We start from the raw sequence: 17837 nt of genomic DNA on the forward strand, positions 1-17837 counted from the left end.
CTTATGCTCTTGCGAGGACTTTATGGCCCGTTTCGAACTGCAAAAACTCTACATTGATGGCGGCTACAGCGATGCCAGCAGCGACGCCACCTTCGAAGCCATCAACCCGGCTAACGGTGAAGTCCTCGCAAACGTGCAGCGCGCGACCAAGGAAGACGTGGAACGCGCCGTGGTCAGCGCCGAAAAGGGCCAGAAAATCTGGGCCGCGATGACCGCCATGGAGCGTTCGCGCATCCTGCGTCGCGCCGTCGACATCCTGCGCGAGCGCAACGATGAACTGGCGGCCCTGGAAACCCTCGACACCGGCAAATCGTTCTCCGAAACCAAGTACGTCGACATCGTCACCGGTGCGGACGTGCTGGAATACTACGCAGGCCTGGTACCGGCCATCGAAGGCGAGCAGATCCCGCTGCGCGACACTTCCTTCGTGTACACCCGTCGCGAGCCGTTGGGCGTAGTGGCCGGTATTGGCGCGTGGAACTACCCGATCCAGATCGCCCTGTGGAAGTCTGCCCCTGCCCTGGCAGCCGGCAATGCAATGATCTTCAAGCCAAGTGAAGTCACTTCCCTGACGACCCTCAAACTGGCCGAAATCTACACTGAAGCCGGCGTTCCGGCTGGCGTGTTCAACGTTCTGACCGGCAGCGGCCGTGAAGTCGGCACCTGGCTGACCGAGCACCCGCGCATTGAGAAAGTGTCCTTCACCGGCGGCACTGACACCGGCAAGAAAGTCATGGCCAGCGCTTCGAGCTCGTCGCTCAAGGAAGTGACCATGGAGCTGGGCGGCAAATCGCCCTTGATCATTTTCGACGACGCCGACCTCGATCGCGCCGCCGACACCGCGATGATGGCCAACTTCTACAGCTCCGGCCAGGTCTGCACCAACGGCACTCGCGTGTTCGTACCGACCCATCTGAAAGCTGCGTTCGAAGCCAAGATCGCCGAGCGTGTGGCGCGCATCCGCATCGGCAATCCGGAAGACGAGAACACCAACTTTGGCCCGCTGGTCAGCTTCGCCCACATGGAAAGCGTGTTGGGTTACATCGCCAAGGGCAAAGAAGAAGGTGCTCGCGTTCTGTGCGGCGGCAGCCGTCTGACCGAAGGCGAATTCGCCAAAGGCGCCTTCGTGGCACCGACCGTGTTCACCGACTGCACCGACGAGATGACCATCGTTCGCGAAGAAATCTTCGGGCCGGTGATGGCGATCCTGACCTACGACAGCGAAGAAGAAGTGATCCGTCGTGCCAACGACACCGACTTCGGCCTGGCCGCCGGCATCGTCACCAAGGACCTGAACCGCGCTCACCGCGTGATTCATCAACTGGAAGCGGGTATCTGCTGGATCAACGCCTGGGGCGAGTCCGACGCGAAGATGCCGGTGGGTGGCTACAAGCAGTCGGGTGTTGGTCGTGAGAACGGCATTAGCTCGCTGAACAACTTCACACGCATCAAATCGGTACAGGTCGAACTGGGCGATTACGCCTCGGTGTTCTAAGGCGGCATCTGCTTCGCCTGCGAGGCCGTCATCGCCAGCAGGCTGGCTCTCACAGGAGTACGCATTCCAATGTGGGAGCCAGCCTGCTGGCGATCGAGTGCGCAGCACTCGCAACGGTCTGACCTGACCTACTTCAAAGAGGGTGCATTCAATGTCCCAAGAATTCGATTACATCATCATCGGTGCCGGCTCTGCCGGTAACACCCTGGCGACCCGTCTGACTGAAGACGAAGGCGTCACCGTCCTGCTGCTCGAAGCCGGTGGCCCGGATTACCGTCTGGACTTCCGCACGCAGATGCCAGCCGCCCTGGCGTTTCCGCTGCAAGGCCGTCGCTACAACTGGGCCTACGAAACCGATCCTGAACCACACATGAACGGTCGCCGGATGGAATGCGGTCGCGGCAAGGGCCTGGGTGGCTCTTCGTTGATCAACGGCATGTGCTACATCCGCGGCAACGCCATGGATTACGACAACTGGGCCAAGCTGCCTGGCCTGGAAGACTGGGACTACTTGAACTGCCTGCCGTATTTCCGCAAGGCGGAAACCCGTGACATCGGCCCGAACGACTACCACGGTGGCGATGGCCCGGTCAGCGTGACCACGCCAAAGGCCGGCAACAACCCGCTGTTCCACGCGATGGTTGAAGCAGGCGTGCAAGCCGGTTACCCGCGCACCGAAGACCTGAACGGTTACCAGCAGGAAGGCTTCGGCCCGATGGACCGCACCGTCACGCCGAACGGTCGTCGCGCCAGCACCGCTCGCGGCTACCTGGACACGGCCAAGAAGCGTTCGACCCTGACCATCGTCACCCACGCCCTGACCGACAAGATCCTGTTCGAAGGCAAGCGTGCGGTCGGCGTGCGTTACCTGATCGGCGCCGCCGAAGAACGCGTTGAAGCCCGCGCCCGCAAGGAAGTGCTGCTGTGCTCCGGCGCCATCGCCTCGCCGCAAATCCTGCAACGCTCCGGCGTCGGCCCGGCCGAACTGCTGAACAAGCTCGACATCCCGGTGGTCCACGACCTGCCAGGTGTTGGCGAAAACCTGCAGGATCACCTCGAGCTGTACTTGCAGTACGCTTGCACTCAACCGGTTTCGCTGTACCCATCGCTGCTCTGGTACAACCAGCCAGCCATCGGTGCCGAGTGGCTGTTCAACGGCACCGGCATCGGCGCCAGCAACCAGTTCGAAGCCGGCGGTTTCATTCGTACCCGCGAAGATTTCGATTGGCCGAACATCCAGTATCACTTCCTGCCGGTGGCGATTAACTACAACGGCAGCAACGGTGTGAAAGAGCACGGTTTCCAGGCACACATGGGTTCCATGCGTTCGCCGAGCCGCGGTCGCATCCAGGCCAAGTCCAAGGATCCGCGCGAGTACCCGAGCATTCTGTTCAACTACATGGCCACCGAGCAGGACTGGCAGGAATTTCGCGACGGCATTCGCCTGACCCGTGAAATCATGCAACAGCCGGCGCTGGACCAGTACCGTGGCCGCGAAATCAGCCCGGGCATCGAAGTGCAAACCGATGAGCAGCTCGACAAGTTCATCCGCGAACACGCTGAAACCGCGTTCCACCCGTCCTGCTCGTGCAAGATGGGCACCGACGAAATGGCTGTGGTCGATGGCGAAGGCCGCGTGCATGGCATGCAGGGTCTGCGAGTGGTCGATGCCTCGATCATGCCGATCATCACCACCGGTAACCTGAATGCGCCAACGATCATGATCGCCGAGAAAATCGCCGACAAGATCCGCGGCCGCCAGCCTCTGCCGCGCAGCACGGCGGATTACTATGTGGCCGGCGATGCACCGGTACGTGGCAAGCCGATGCGGGATGTGAGCCTGACTGCTCAGTAAGACAGTCAGACTGCGGCGCGGCCATCGCGGGCAAGTCGAACGTCGCACCGCCACTCCCACAGGGATCTCGGGTGTTCACATAATCTGTGCTCACTGAATATCCAATGTGGGAGCGGCGGTGCGACGTTCCACTTGCTCGCGAAAGGGCCCGGCCCAACCACCCATCTGCACCCTGATACACCCGGCAACCCCTGCCCTCTGCGCCCCCGCCCTTGATCTACCCCACGCCCAGGCCTAATCTAGCGCCACGCAAACGTTTCACCCCCTTCGCCACACCGCGTCACCGCCACTCCATCCAGGGAGGTTCCCGAATGTTCGATTTCCACCCCCAGCTCAAGCAGCGCTTTGCTGCCTTGCGCACGGGCGCCGAGTTCTTTTCGCTACGCTATGTGCGCGAGTCCGGCCAGTACCTGTCAGTGCGCAAGAACGTCGCCGAACCGCCGAGCCTGAGCCGTGACGAAGGGGCGATGCTGACGGTACGGGTCAATGGCGTTGAAGCCTATGCGGCGACCAACGACCTGTCGCAACCAGGCCTGCAAGCAGCACTCGAAAAAGCCGAGCAACAGGCCCGACTATTCAAGCCCCATGCCTTGCTCGACCTTCGCGAGCAGGCCGTTTCCAGTGATCGCGCCGACTATTTTTCGCCCAATCTCGACCAGCCCTTCCCCTCGCTCAGTGATTGCTATCAGTTGCTCGGCGCCGAATCCGCCGCTGTGCCCAAGGATGAGCGGCTGGTGAACTGGCAGGTCAGCATCGGCGTCACCCACGTCGAGCAGATCTACCTCAACAGCGCCGGCGCCGAGTTGCGCCAGGCCCAGCGCTTCGTCTACCCGGGCCTCGACGTCACTGCCTACGATGGGAACGACAGCCAGACCCGCAGCCTGGGCCGCGAGAACTTTGGCCAGCAGGGCAGTGCCGACGTGATCAGCCGCTGCGGACTGGTCGGCGCCGGTCCGCAAGTAGCAGATCAGGCCCTGCAGTTGCTGCTGGCACCCAACACCCCGCAAGGCCCGCGTGACCTGCTATTGATGCCCGACCAGATGATGCTGCAAATCCACGAGTCCATCGGTCACCCCCTGGAACTGGACCGCATCCTGGGCGATGAACGCAATTACGCGGGCACCAGCTTCGTCAAGGCGCAAGACTTCGGTCAACTGCAGTACGGCTCGCACCTGCTCAACGTGACCTTCGACCCGGACATTCCCGAACAACTCGCAAGCTACGGGCATGACGACGATGGCAGCGCCGCCAGCAAGCAGTTTCTGATCAAGCAAGGTTTGTTGCTGCGGCCATTGGGTGGTGCTCTCTCGCAGTTTCGTGCGGGCATGGAGGGCGTAGCCAACAGTCGCGCCTGTAGCTGGAACCGTCCGCCGATCGATCGCATGGCCAACCTGAACATTGAGCCTGGGGATCAACCGCTGGAGCAACTCATCGGCACTATCGAGCACGGCATCCTGATGAGCACCAACCGCTCCTGGTCGATCGACGATGCACGCAACAAATTCCAGTTCGGCTGCGAGTGGGGCCAGTTGATCGAGAATGGCGAACTCAAGGTCGTGGTGAAAAACCCTAATTACCGGGCAATCTCCGCACAGTTCTGGAAAAACCTCAGCGCCGTCGGCGACGCCAGCACCTTCAAGGTATTAGGCACACCGAACTGCGGCAAAGGTGAACCGAATCAGGTGATCCGCGTAGGCCATGCCTCGCCCGCCTGTGTATTCAGCAACGTGGATGTATTCGGGGGAGACGCCTGATGAGTATTCCAGTCAATCAGGCCGAGTCGTTCAGGGCACTGGTGTCCTGGCTGCAGGGCGCCATTCGCGAGCCGGAACAGTTCACCCTGAGCTACGCCGCCGAGTCCTCGGCTTTCGTTCGCTTCAACCAAGGCAAGGTGCGCCAGGCCGGACAGGTGCAGCAGGCCAGTATCGGCTTCAAGCTGATCGACCAGGGGCGCCACGCCGACCTGGACATCACCCTGTCGGATGACCCCCGGGCAGATATCCAGCGTCTGGCCGAGGGCCTGCAGCAGCTGCGCGAGACCCTGCCGCTGTTGCCCGAAGACCCGTACCTGCTGCTCAACTTCAACGACTGGCAGAGCCAGAACGTGCAGGATCATCCGCTACCGGAGACCACACAGGCCGTGGCTGAAATCACCCGCGCGGCGGCAGGCCTGGACCTTGTGGGCTTTTATGCAGCGGGTCCGATCAGCCGCGGTTTCGCCAGCTCTTCGGGAGCGTTCGGCTGGCATCAGGCGAACAGTTTCAATTTCGATTTCAGCCTGTTTCACGAAAACGGCCAGGCGGTAAAAGCCAGCTATGCCGGGCATGAGTGGAACAGCGAGGGTTTTGCCAAACGCTTCGAGCAAGCCCGCGAGCAACTTGAATTTCTCGGCCGCCCGCTACGCACCCTGGCGCCGGGTCAGTACCGCGCCTACCTCGCACCTGCTGCGCTGGAAGAAATCATCGGCATGCTGTGCTGGGGCGGGTTTTCCGCGCAGTCGATTGCCAGCAAGAGCAGCCCGCTGCAGAAGCTCTATGCCGGCGACCAGGCATTCAGTGCGCTAGTGTCGCTGGATGAACACGTGAGCGGTTCGTTGAGCCCGGCGTTTTCCGGCGAAGGTTATCCGCGCAGCGACCTGAAGCTGATCGTCGAAGGCCGGGCGGGCGAGCAGTTGGTGGGCTCACGCAGCGCCGCCGAATATGGCCTGGCCGCCAACGGCGCCGGCAGCGGTGAATCGCCCAGCGCCGTGAACATGGCGGCAGGGTCGTTGCCGGACGCCGACATTCTCAAGCAATTGGGGACCGGCCTGTACATCAGCAACCTGTGGTATCTGAATTACTCGGACCAGCCAGGTGCCCGCATGACCGGCATGACACGGTTCGCCACCTTCTGGGTCGAGAACGGCGAGATACAGGCACCGGTGAGCACCATGCGCTTTGATGACACGGCCTACAGCTTGCTCGGCTCTCAGTTGGAAGCGTTGACGCAGGAGCGGGAACTCCTGCTGTCCGCCAGCACCTATAGTCAGCGGGCAACGGCCTCGGCGTTGTTGCCGGGCGCGCTGATCAGTCGGTTAACCCTGACCCTGTAAATCCACAAATCCTTGTAGGAGCGAGCTTGCTCGCGAATAACCGGAGAGCGCTGAGGGGCATCAGATGCCCCGCGTTATCGTTGACAACCATTGCGAGCTAGCTCGCTTCTACAGGTGCGTTGTTCCAATTGACAAGAGGTCCCATGCCCAATCGCCCGCCTCTGGATCCCGTCACCGCCCGCTGGCTGCCTTGGGTGGTGGCCATCGCTTTTTTCATGCAGTCCCTCGATGGGACCATCCTCAACACCGCACTGCCGGCCATGGCCCGCGATCTGGCGGAAGATCCGTTGCGCATGCAAGGCGTGATCATTGCCTACATGCTCACCGTCGCCCTGCTGATCCCGGCTTCGGGCTGGATCGCCGATCGTTTTGGCACCCGCAAGATATTCTTCGGCGCCATCCTGCTGTTCAGCATCGGTTCGTTGCTGTGCGCACTGTCCAATAGCCTGGGCATGCTGATCGGCGCCCGGGTCATCCAGGGCCTGGGCGGCGCGCTGATGCTGCCGGTCGGACGCCTGGTAGTGCTGCGCGCCTATCCGCGGTCAGAGCTGGTGCGGATCATGGGCTTTATCACCATCCCCGGTTTGCTCGGCCCACTGCTGGGCCCCACCACTGGCGGCTGGATGGTTGAGTATTTGTCCTGGCACTGGATCTTCCTGCTCAACCTGCCGGTGGGTGTCATCGGTTGCTACGCCGTGTGGAAATTCATTCCCGACCTGCGCGGCACCGAGCGTACCCGCTTCGACAGCCTTGGCTTCCTGCTGTTTGGCGCCGCGATGGTGCTGATCTCCATCGCCATGGAAGGCCTGGGCGAGCTGCACCTGCCGCACCTGCGCGTGATGTTGCTGCTGTTCGCCGGCATGGCCTGCCTCGCTGCGTATTGGCTAAGAGCCGGGCACATCGATAATCCGCTGTTTGCGCCTTCGCTGTTCAAGACCCGGACCTTCGCCGTGGGCATCCTCGGCAATCTGTTCGCCCGCCTCGGCAGCGGCGCCTTGCCGTTCCTTGTACCGCTGCTGCTGCAAGTGGCGCTGGGCTACTCGCCCTCCCAGGCCGGCATGAGCATGTTGCCACTGGCCGCCGCAGCCATGGTGGCCAAGTCGGTGGCTCGGCCGCTGATCGAACGCCTGGGTTATCGCATCGTGCTGACCGGCAACACCCTGGCTCTGGGGGTGATGCTCGCGAGCATGGGCCTGGTCAGCGAGCAGACGCCCTATTGGCTGCTGTTGGGCATGCTGGCGATCCTGGGTGCAATCAACTCGCTGCAATTCACTGCAATGAACACCGTGACCCTGATCGACCTGGACGATGCCAGCGCCAGCAGCGGCAACAGCTTGCTGTCCGTGGTTGCGCAATTGTCCCTGAGCCTGGGAGTTGCTTGCGCCGGCGCTTTGCTCGGCGGCTTCACCGCCGAAGTCGGCAATGACGGCGTGGACACAGTGCTGGGCGCCTTCCAGCTGACCTTCGTCACCGTGGGAATCATGGCGATGCTGGCGGCTGCCATCTTCTCGCAGCTATCAAAGGAAGACGGACGGCGTGTCAAACGTCCAGAGGAGCACATCGAACCTTAGTTTGCGGACGACAAGTGGCTGCGCCTGGCGACTTTCCGTCCGGAAAATACAGGCCAGTAGCCACGGGACTGATACACTACGCGACATTTTGTTTTGCAGGCCAGTCCCGTGACCACCATCGCCACCGCTTTTAATACTTTGCCGCTGTCCGCCGCCATGCTGGCTAACCTCGACTCCCTCGGTTATGCCCAGATGACGCCGATCCAGGCGCAAAGCTTGCCGGTGATCCTCAAGGGGATGGACCTGATCGCCCAGGCCAAGACCGGCAGCGGCAAGACCGCAGCCTTCGGTATCGGCCTGTTGAACCCGATCAATCCGCGCTTCTTCGGTTGCCAGGCACTGGTCATTTGCCCGACTCGCGAGCTGGCCGACCAGGTGGCCAAGGAAATCCGTCGCCTGGCCCGTGCCGAAGACAACATCAAAGTCCTGACCTTGTGCGGCGGCGTGGCTTTCGGCCCGCAGATCGGCTCGCTGGAGCACGGCGCGCACATCATCGTCGGCACACCGGGTCGCATCCAGCAGCACCTGCGCAAGGGCTCGCTGGTGCTGCATGGCCTGAATACGCTGATTCTCGACGAAGCCGACCGCATGCTGGACATGGGTTTTTACGATTCCATCGAAGAAATCATCATGCAGGCCCCGGAACGTCGCCAGACCCTGCTGTTCTCGGCTACCTACCCGGTCGGCATCAAGCAGCTGGCGTCCAAGTTCATGCGCAACCCTCAGCAAGTGAAGGCCGAGGCATTCCACGACGACACGCAGATCGAGCAGCGCTTTTACGAAATCTCCCCGGAAGAGCGTATGGACGCGGTCGTCAAAGTCCTCGCGCATCACCGTCCGGCTTCCTGCGTAGCCTTCTGCTTCACCAAGCAGCAAGTTCAGGAAACGGTTGATCACCTGACCTCCAAAGGTATCTCCGCCGTCGGCCTGCACGGCGACCTGGAACAGCGCGATCGCGACCAGGTATTGGCGATGTTCGCCAATCGCAGCACTTCGGTACTGGTTGCCACCGACGTCGCCGCACGCGGCCTGGACATCGATGCACTGGACATGGTGATCAACGTCGAGCTGGCACGTGACTCGGAAATCCACATTCACCGTGTTGGCCGTACCGGTCGTGCTGGCGAGAAGGGTATCGCAATCAGCCTGGTCGCTCCGTCCGAAGCGCACCGCGCCCAAGCCATCGAACAACTGCAGAAATCGCCGTTGAGCTGGGATCAGCTGGACAACCTCAAATCCCAGGGCGGCGCCCCACTGCTGCCGGTGATGAGCACGCTGGTGATTGGCGCAGGCCGTAAAGACAAAGTTCGCCCTGGTGACATTCTGGGCGCACTGACAGGCGACGCCGGCATCCCCGGCGCCCAGGTCGGCAAGATCGCCATTTTCGATTTCCAGGCCTACGTGGCAGTGGAACGAGGCATTGCCAAGCAGGCTTTGCAGCGCTTGAACGACGGCAAGATCAAAGGCCGCTCGCTGCGCGTGCGTATCCTCTGATTACCTTGCAGGAGCCGGTTGCTGGCGACGAACGATAGCGCGGTCGGTGGATCGACCGCATTGTCTGCCCCTCTACTGCAGGAGCGAGCTTGCTCGCGAAAAACCTGAGCTCACCGCGTTGAATCAGGACGCCAGCGTTATCGTTGACCTCCATCGCGAGCAAGCTCGCTCCTACAGGGCAACGTCGAATCTGAAAATTGTGAGGACACCGTTTTGCGCTCTACCGAAGTCGTGATCATTGGCGCTGGCGCCGCAGGTTTGATGTGTGCGCTGACCGCCGCCGGGCGCGGGCGCAAAGTGATGTTGCTGGACCACGCGAACAAGGCCGGCAAGAAAATCCTGATGTCGGGCGGTGGTCGCTGCAATTTCACCAACATGTACACGGAACCGGGCAATTTCCTGTCCCAGAATCCCCATTTTTGCAAATCCGCACTGGCGCGTTACACCCAGTGGGATTTCATCGCCATGGTCGCCAAGCACGGCGTGCCGTACCACGAGAAAAAGCTCGGCCAGCTGTTCTGCGATAACAAATCCAGTGACATCCTCGAGATGCTGCTCAACGAGTGCGACCAGGTCGGCGTCAGCCTGCACCTGGACACCTCGATCCAGACCATCGAGAAAATCGAAAGCGGCTATCTGCTGGACACCACGCTGGGCCAGTTGAGCTGCCAGTCCCTGGTCATCGCCACGGGCGGCCTGTCGATTCCGACGCTGGGTGCTACCGGTTTCGGTTATCAGGTGGCCAGGCAATTCGGCCACGAATTACTGCCTACCCGCGCCGGCCTGGTGCCCTTCACCATCACCGATCAGCTCAAGGAGTTGTGCACCGAGCTGTCCGGCACGTCGGTGGATTGCCTGGTGAGCTGCAACGAGCAAAGCTTTCGCGAGAACATCCTGTTCACCCATCGCGGCCTCAGCGGGCCGGCGATTTTGCAGATTTCCTCGTTCTGGGAGTCTGGCGACGCCGTCGAGATCAACTTGATGCCCGACCATGATGTCCCGGCCTGGTTGCAGCAACAGCAAGCCGAACGCCCGAACAGTGAGCTGAAGACCTTGCTGGGGGAAATCTTCACCAAGAAGATGGCCAACCTGCTGGCCGACAACTGGTTCGTCTCCAAGCCGATGAAGCAGTACACCCATGGAGAATTGGCCGAGATTGCCGAGAAACTGGCCAGCTGGAAGGTGGTACCGGCAGGGACCGAAGGGTATCGAACGGCAGAGGTGACTCTGGGCGGCGTCGACACCCACGAGGTGTCGTCGAAGACCATGGAATCACTGAAAAGCCCTGGGCTGTATTTCATCGGTGAAGTGCTGGATGTCACCGGCCACCTGGGCGGCTTCAACTTCCAGTGGGCCTGGGCTTCAGGCTACGCCGCCGCGCAGTACGTCTGAAAACACCGCGCGACGCACCCTGCAGGAGCTGCGTAGGAGCTGTCGAGTGAAACGAGGCTGCGATCTTTTGATCTTCAAGATCAAGATCAAAAGATCGCAGCCTTCGGCAGCTCCTACGGGACCGTGTTCTGCCGGACAAGGAACAGATTTTGCTGTCAGATGTGATCGACGCCATTGCGTCTACGTCATTACTGGCTCAATTTAGCGTCATTGCCTCGGAAGGCCTTCGCACTTCATGCCATCAAGTTCATTTCGTCAGTCTCTGCGCCGCCTCTGGGCACTGGATAAATTCAGCTACAGCGTGCGGGTGTTCATTGCCCTGACCGGCAGCATGGCACTGTGCTGGTATCAGGATGAAATGGGCCTGCTGATTCCGCTGTTCCTGGGGATCATCGCCAGCGCCCTGGCCGAGACCGACGACAGTTGGCAAGGCCGCCTCAATGCTCTGGCGGTTACGCTGGTGTGCTTCAGTGTTGCCGCACTCTCGGTCGAGCTGCTGTTCCCCTATCCCATCGTCTTTGTCATCGCCCTGGCCCTCGCCAGCTTCGGCCTGACCATGCTCGGCGCCCTGGGCGAACGCTATGGGGCGATTGCCTCGGCGACCCTGATTCTGTCGGTCTACACCATGATCGGCGTGGACCAGCGCGGGGGCGCGGTCACCGATTTCTGGCATGAACCGCTGCTGCTGGTGGCCGGTGCGGCATGGTACGGCCTGCTCTCGGTGCTGTGGCAGGCGATGTTTTCCAATCAGCCGGTGCAACAGAGCCTGGCGCGACTGTTCCGTGAACTGGGTTTCTACCTGAAGCTGAAATCTTCGCTGTTCGAACCGATACGGCAAATGGACGTGGAAGCTCGTCGCCTGGAGCTGGCACAGCAGAATGGCCGGGTGGTCGCCGCCCTCAATGCCGCCAAGGAAATCATCCTGCATCGGGTCGGCAATGGTCGCCCCGGCTCGAAAGTCAGTCGCTACCTGAAGCTGTACTTCCTCGCGCAGGACATCCACGAGCGCGCCAGTTCCTCGCATTATCCCTACAACGCCCTGGCGGACGCGTTCTTCCACAGCGACGTGCTGTTCCGTTGCCAGCGTCTGCTGCGCCAGCAAGGCAAAGCCTGCCGCGCCCTGGCCGAGTCGATCCAGATGCGCCAGCCGTTCGTCTACGACTCCAGTTTCGCCGAGGCCCTGAGCGACCTGCACGCTTCTCTCGAACACCTGCGAGTGCAGAGCAACCCGGCCTGGCGCGGCCTGCTGCGCTCGCTGCGGGCGTTGGCGGCCAATCTCGGCACCCTCGACCGCCTGCTCAGCGACGCGAGTAATCCCGACGCCCTGGCCGACGCCACCGACAGCAGCCTGCTCGACCGTTCGCCCCGCAGCCTCAAGGATGTCTGGATTCGCCTGCGCACGCAGCTGACACCCACCTCGTTGCTGTTCCGCCACGCCTTGCGATTGCCCCTGGCCTTGAGTATCGGCTACGGCATGGTGCATTTGATCCACCCGTCCCAGGGTTACTGGATCATCCTCACGACACTGTTTGTCTGCCAGCCCAACTATGGCGCCACCCGGCGCAAGCTCGGCCAGCGGATTATCGGCACTGCCATTGGCCTCACCGTAGCCTGGGCGCTGTTCGACCTGTTCCCCAACCCGCTGGTGCAGTCGTGCTTCGCGATCGCCGCAGGCGTGGTGTTCTTTATCAACCGCACCACCCGCTACACCCTGGCAACCGCCGCGATCACCCTGATGGTGTTGTTCTGCTTCAATCAGGTCGGCGACGGTTACGGTTTGTTCCTGCCCCGGCTGTTCGATACCTTGCTGGGCAGCCTGATCGCCGGCCTGGCGGTGTTCCTGTTCCTGCCGGACTGGCAGGGTCGACGCCTGAACAAAGTCCTGGCCAACACTCTCACCTGCAACAGCATCTATCTGCGTCAGATCATGCAGCAGTATGCCGCCGGCAAGAGCGATGACCTGGCCTATCGCCTGGCCCGACGCAATGCCCACAACGCCGATGCGGCCCTGTCCACGACATTGGCCAATATGCTGATGGAGCCTGGGCATTTCCGGAAGGAGGCCGATGTCGGCTTCCGCTTCCTGGTGCTCTCGCACACCTTGCTCAGTTATCTGTCCGGCCTCGGCGCCCACCGCGAGACGCAGTTGCCGGCGGAGATGCGCGAGTACTTGATCGAGGGCGCCGGCATCAAGCTGGCCGCCAGCATCGACGAAATCGCCCAGGGTCTGGCAAGCAAGACGCCCATCGCTATTCAAAGCGATGAAGAAGAGGCGCTGGCCAATGAGCTCGAACAGATGCCGGACGAGATCGATGAAGGGCAGCGCCTGGTGCAGACTCAATTGGCACTGATCTGCCGTCAGCTCGGGCCGTTACGGACCCTGGCGGCGCATTTGATCAAGGACGGCAGCGAAGTTTAAAGCCTGGAGCGGCTTCCCCCTTCACATCCCATGCTGCTTGAACAGCCGCGCATAGCTTCCATCCGCTTTCATTGCCGCAATCTCCCGATCGAATCCCGCGACGATTTGCTCATGCTGGGGGTTCTTCAGGCTGACCAGGATATGCAGGCTGTTCTCGCTCAAAGGCTTGGGCAGGAACTCCACTGAGTTGCGTACCTTGGCGGATTCGCGCGACAGGTAGTAACGTGCCACGAATTCATCTTCCAGCGTGAGTTTTACCCGGTCGGCAACGAGCATCCGCACCGCCATGGCAAAGCTGTGCACCGGGACTTTCTGCAACGACACATCGTCGTCGAATGCCGTGGAATAGGCGTAACCCCGCACCACCGCGATCGGGTAGGTGTGAAGCTGCTGCAGGTTGTTGTATTCGATGGGGGCGTCTTTGCGCTTGATGAAGCGCACCCGGTTCAACAGATACTCACCGGAGAATTGCCCGATCCGGGTGCGTTCCTCGTTGTACCAGGCATTGACCAGCACGTCATAACGCCCCTCGCCAACCCCGAGCATGGCCCGCGCCCACGGCACCTGCTCGAAGTCGCTGGCATAACCGGCGCGCGCCAGTGCAGTGCTGACAATGTCTGTGGCCAAGCCGCCATTGATCAGCGTGGCATCGGTAAACGGCGGCCAGGCATCCGCCACCAGCCGCAGCTTTTCCGCCTGAGCATTCTGAAACAACAACAGCAATCCGATCAGAGCAAAGGCATGAGGCACTCGCGGCATGCTGGAAAATCCTTGGCGGGCGGGCTGTCATCGAAGATTACACAAAGAAGAGTGAGCCGCACGAATTGAATGATGGCATTTTGGCCTTTGTCACAGAATTCTGCGTCATCAAGACATCTTCCCTCAGGGCGCTTAGTATCAGAGCAATGTTGAACAAGGAATTTGAAGATGACAGTTGAATGGGTCTGCAAACACCACAGCGATTTGGGTAAAGAGCAGCTGTACGCCATCTTGCAACTGCGGGCGGAAGTCTTCGTGGTCGAGCAGAAGTGTGTGTACCAGGACATCGATGGCCAGGACCTTGAAGGCGACACCCGCCATCTGATGGCCTGGAGCGAGGACCGACTGGTGGCCTATCTGCGCCTGCTCGACCCGGAGCTGCAGGGCGGCGATGTAGTGATCGGGCGGGTGATCATTGCACCTCAGGTGCGCGGCACCGGGCTGGGTCATGACCTGATGGCCCAGGCGCTGAAACAGGCAGGAAAGCATTGGCCGGATGTGCCGATCTATCTGTCGGCCCAGGCGCATTTGCAGGGGTATTACGGGCGGTACGGGTTTGTGGTGGCAGGTGAAGAATACCTGGAGGATGACATTCCACACATAGGCATGCGTCGTCCTTAGGATAGTCGCGAGCAAGCCCGCTCCCACAGTTTTTTGCCAGGGTTCGGGATCTGCGGCGTTGCGCACATCATTTTGGGAGCGGGCTTGCTCGCGAGGAGTTCAGCACCAGCACCGCACATTCAGGGATACTCAAGCACCGCCTTGACCTGCTGCAAATTGCGCTCAATCCACCCCCGATCAATCGCCCCCCAATCGCGAATGCGATAGCGGCCGGCATGATTGCGCGCGCCCTCCTCCTGCTCGAACTCGCAGACGATATCCAGGTCGGCCAGCGCTGCGATGGTGTCCTGCGCCGTACGCCGGGGCATGCCTGTTGACTCGGTCAGCGCCGGAACGCTGCTGGCGAGTCCGCTGTCGATCAGGTAGGCCACATACAGGCGGCGGTAGAAACTGGTTTTGGTCTTGCTCACGTTCGGTCCTTGTTGTTAGAAGATCAGAGAATCGCAGCCTTCGGCAGCTCCTACAGCATATCCCGCCAAGTCAGGTACACCCGCAGGTCAAACTCCACCTGGTGATACCCTGGCAACATGTGTTCGCACAACTTGTAGAAAGCCTTGTTGTGATCCGATTCCTTGAAGTGCGCCAGTTCGTGCACCACGATCATCTTCAGGAACTCGGACGGAGCCTCCTTGAACAACGAAGCCACCCGGATCTCTTTCTTCGCCTTGAGCTTGCCGCCCTGCACCCGGGAAATGGTGGTGTGCAGACCGAGGGCGCGATGGGTCAGGTCCAGACGGTTGTCGAACAGCACCTTGTCGATCGCGGGGGCGTTACGCAGGTATGCCTGTTTGAGGTCCAGCGCATAGGTGTACAGCGCCTTGTCGCTCTGCACACCATGTTTGTCCGGATAGCGCCGGGTCAGGTACTCGCCCAGCCGCTTCTCGGCGATCAGCTGGCGAACCTGATCCTGCAGCGCGGCGGGATAGGCCTGGAGGTATTTCAACGCGGTCATGAAAAGGGCAACATCAATGACGAACAGGCCGCCAGTGTAGCGAATTCACGATGCCAGCGTGTTCCAGTCGAACGGCAGGACAAATTCGCCGACGTCCTCGGCCACCATCGGTCGCGCTACCAGGAAGCCCTGCACATATTCGCAACCGTGCGCCTGCAGCCATTCATATTGCGCAACGGTTTCCACGCCTTCGGCGATGACCAGAATCCCGTACTGGCGGCACAAATCAATCACATTACTCACCAATGCCGCATCCCGGGACGACTGCGGCAACCGGGCGATCAGGTGCCTGTCGATTTTCAAGGTGTCCAGCTCCAGGTCGCGCAGATGCGACAACGAACAAGCTCCGGAGCCGAAGTCATCCAAAGCGACCCGCACCCCCAGGTTGCGCAGCAAGCGCAGTTGCTTGCGAGTTTCCTCGGGGTTTTGTGCCAACGCCGCCTCGGTGATTTCGACTTCCAGATGGCGAGGCTTGAGCCCATGACGCTCCAGCACCTGGCGCAACTCGGTGGCCAGGTTCGGCATGCCGAACTGGGTACTGCTCAAACTCACGCCCAGTACCAGGTCCTCGGCAAACAAGGTTTCCCACGCCTTGCGCTGTCCCGCACCGCACTGGTAGATCCAGCTGCCCAGGCGACTGATCAGCCGCGCTTCTTCCAGCAACGGCAAAAACAGCCCCGGCGGCACGTCACCAACGCTGGGGTGCTGCCAGCGCAACAGGGCTTCGAACCCGCGAATCTGCCCACCGTTAATGGCCACCTGGGGCTGGTAGACCAGGTTGAAATCACGGTTCTCGATGGCATCGCGCACGCTCTCCTCAAGCATCAATCGTGAGCGCGCGCGGCCGTTCATTTCATGGTCATAAAAGCGGTACTGCTGGCGACCGGCACGCTTGGCTTCGTACATGGCGATGTCCGCCGCACGCAACAAACCATCAAGGTTGGAACCGCAGTCCGGGAACGTGGCGATGCCGATACTGGCACCCAGCGCGACGTCCAGTCCATCAATCTGCTGACAGACCGAGACCCGCTCGATCAGCTTTTCGGCAATCCGCGCTGCCTGCTCGGGAAACTCCAGGTCCAGCAGCGCGGTGAACTCGTCGCCGCCCATGCGGGCGAGAATATCCAAGGGTTGCAAACAGGCCTTCAATTGCTCGGAAACCCAGCGCAGCACCCTGTCCCCGGCATCATGACCGAGCGAATCGTTCACCCGCTTGAAGCCATCAAGGTCCAGGTACAACAACACCCAGGCGCTGTCGGAGCGCTCACCGCGCAGCAGCAGATTCTCAACCGTCTGATAGAAACCTCGACGATTAAGCAGCCCGGTAAGGGGGTCGGTAATGGCCTGGAACTCCAGTTGCTGATGCAGATGGCGCACCACTGACATGTCGAGCACCGTCACCACCATAGCGCGCTGTTCAGGAGGCAATGGTGCACAGGACAGCGCAACCGGCACCTGCTGATTGGGGGCTGTTCGCAGCAGCGCATCGTGCAGACGCAGGGTTTCACCGCGCATGTAGCCGGCCAGCAGTTCGGAGTCGGCCCAGAGGGGAATATGCGGTTTTTGCAGGAAATCCAGAAACTCCTTGCCCTCCAGTTCCTGCACAGTAGCACTGAGCATCCGCGACATCGCCGGATTGGCAAAGCGAATCAGCCCCCCCTCATCGACCACCAGAATGCCTTCGGCGGCGTTATCCAGCACCGACGCATTAAACGCGCGAGCGAGCTCCAGATCATGGCTCAGGCGTTGCAGCGCCCGGCGATTGCGTTGATGCTCGAGCAGCGCCTGAACTTTTGGCTTGAGGATCTGCGGGTCGAAGGGCTTAAACAGGTAATCCACCGCGCCGCTGGCATAGCCCTTGAGCACGGCGTCCTGAGACTGTTCGTTGGCCGTGAGGAAGATGATCGGGGTAAGACGGGTTCGCTGACTGCCCCGCATCAACTGCGCGACCTCAAAACCGTCCATGCCTGGCATCTGCACATCCAGCAGCACCAGGTCGACATCATGCTCCAGCATCAACCCCAATGCCTCGAAACCCGAGGTGGCGGTCATGACCTGCCAATCCTCACGTTCGAGCAAGGCCCGCATGCTAATCAGATTTTCCGGGTAATCATCGACGATTAACAGAATCGAATTGCCTTCACCTGGCGTAAGTGGCCCGCATTCCATGCTGCTTCTCTTCGTTCGG

The 17837-nt window shown here is 61.0% G+C and carries 13 protein-coding genes and 2 pseudogenes; 9 read left to right on the top strand and 6 right to left on the bottom strand.

The features are described 5' to 3' along the window. Positions 1-22: 22 nt before the first annotated feature. From betB to EQV97_RS09970, 4 genes are all read left to right on the top strand, one after another. Complete coding sequence (gene betB, locus EQV97_RS09955; protein ID WP_045059881.1) at positions 23-1495, top strand: betaine-aldehyde dehydrogenase; 1473 nt, start codon at positions 23-25, stop codon at positions 1493-1495. A 151-nt stretch (positions 1496-1646) separates the two neighbouring features. Then, positions 1647-3350, top strand: coding sequence for a choline dehydrogenase (gene betA / locus EQV97_RS09960; RefSeq protein WP_122841186.1), 1704 nt, complete (start codon positions 1647-1649; stop codon positions 3348-3350). A 311-nt stretch (positions 3351-3661) separates the two neighbouring features. Further along, positions 3662-5104, top strand: coding sequence for a TldD/PmbA family protein (locus EQV97_RS09965; protein ID WP_240888885.1), 1443 nt, complete (start codon positions 3662-3664; stop codon positions 5102-5104). After that, entirely contained in the window at positions 5104-6441 is a 1338-nt protein-coding gene (locus EQV97_RS09970; protein ID WP_240888886.1) for a TldD/PmbA family protein, read from the top strand. Before EQV97_RS09965 ends, EQV97_RS09970 begins: the two co-directional genes overlap by 1 nt. A 13-nt stretch (positions 6442-6454) precedes the next feature. Here the strand turns inward: EQV97_RS09970 and EQV97_RS09975 are convergent. Next, positions 6455-6532 (bottom strand): annotated as a pseudogene (locus tag EQV97_RS09975) (outer membrane lipoprotein carrier protein LolA); the annotation flags it as partial. A 52-nt stretch (positions 6533-6584) separates the two neighbouring features. Between EQV97_RS09975 and mdtD the strand changes: the two are divergent. Both mdtD and dbpA read left to right on the top strand, forming a co-directional pair. Beyond that, positions 6585-8012, top strand: a complete 1428-nt coding sequence (mdtD, locus tag EQV97_RS09980; RefSeq protein WP_240888887.1) for a multidrug transporter subunit MdtD — start codon at positions 6585-6587, stop codon at positions 8010-8012. A 156-nt stretch (positions 8013-8168) separates the two neighbouring features. Further along, entirely contained in the window at positions 8169-9506 is a 1338-nt protein-coding gene (gene dbpA, locus EQV97_RS09985; protein ID WP_236695861.1) for an ATP-dependent RNA helicase DbpA, read from the top strand. 73 nt (positions 9507-9579) lie between these two features. Here dbpA and EQV97_RS09990 read toward each other — a convergent pair. Continuing rightward, positions 9580-9696, bottom strand: a pseudogene (locus tag EQV97_RS09990) (outer membrane lipoprotein carrier protein LolA); the annotation flags it as partial. Between the two features lie 23 nt (positions 9697-9719). Here EQV97_RS09990 and EQV97_RS09995 point away from each other — a divergent pair. Further along, complete coding sequence (locus tag EQV97_RS09995; RefSeq protein WP_122841183.1) at positions 9720-10898, top strand: NAD(P)/FAD-dependent oxidoreductase; 1179 nt, start codon at positions 9720-9722, stop codon at positions 10896-10898. 235 nt (positions 10899-11133) lie between these two features. Next, positions 11134-13317, top strand: coding sequence for a YccS family putative transporter (yccS, locus tag EQV97_RS10000; RefSeq protein WP_240888888.1), 2184 nt, complete (start codon positions 11134-11136; stop codon positions 13315-13317). A 21-nt stretch (positions 13318-13338) separates the two neighbouring features. On the opposite strand, the gene EQV97_RS10005 is transcribed toward yccS, so the two are convergent. Continuing rightward, entirely contained in the window at positions 13339-14076 is a 738-nt protein-coding gene (locus EQV97_RS10005; protein ID WP_122841181.1) for a transporter substrate-binding domain-containing protein, read from the bottom strand. Between the two features lie 168 nt (positions 14077-14244). On the opposite strand from EQV97_RS10005, the gene EQV97_RS10010 reads away from it, so the two are divergent. Next, entirely contained in the window at positions 14245-14697 is a 453-nt protein-coding gene (locus EQV97_RS10010; RefSeq protein ID WP_240888889.1) for a GNAT family N-acetyltransferase, read from the top strand. A gap of 119 nt (positions 14698-14816) precedes the next feature. Here EQV97_RS10010 and EQV97_RS10015 read toward each other — a convergent pair whose 3' ends face one another. Genes EQV97_RS10015 through EQV97_RS10025 form a run of 3 tightly spaced genes read right to left on the bottom strand, consistent with a single transcriptional unit; the run spans position 14817 to position 17818 of the window. After that, complete coding sequence (locus tag EQV97_RS10015; RefSeq protein ID WP_045059871.1) at positions 14817-15107, bottom strand: winged helix-turn-helix domain-containing protein; 291 nt, start codon at positions 15105-15107, stop codon at positions 14817-14819. A 50-nt stretch (positions 15108-15157) separates the two neighbouring features. Beyond that, positions 15158-15649 (bottom strand): M48 family metallopeptidase, encoded by a 492-nt coding sequence (locus EQV97_RS10020; protein ID WP_240888890.1) that lies wholly within the window; start codon positions 15647-15649, stop codon positions 15158-15160. Positions 15650-15694: 45 nt separating this feature from the next. After that, positions 15695-17818, bottom strand: coding sequence for an EAL domain-containing protein (locus tag EQV97_RS10025; RefSeq protein WP_240888891.1), 2124 nt, complete (start codon positions 17816-17818; stop codon positions 15695-15697). Positions 17819-17837 lie beyond the last annotated feature (19 nt).

Source organism: Pseudomonas sp. TMW22090 (assembly GCF_022496665.1).
GTDB lineage: Bacteria > Pseudomonadota > Gammaproteobacteria > Pseudomonadales > Pseudomonadaceae > Aquipseudomonas > Aquipseudomonas gregormendelii.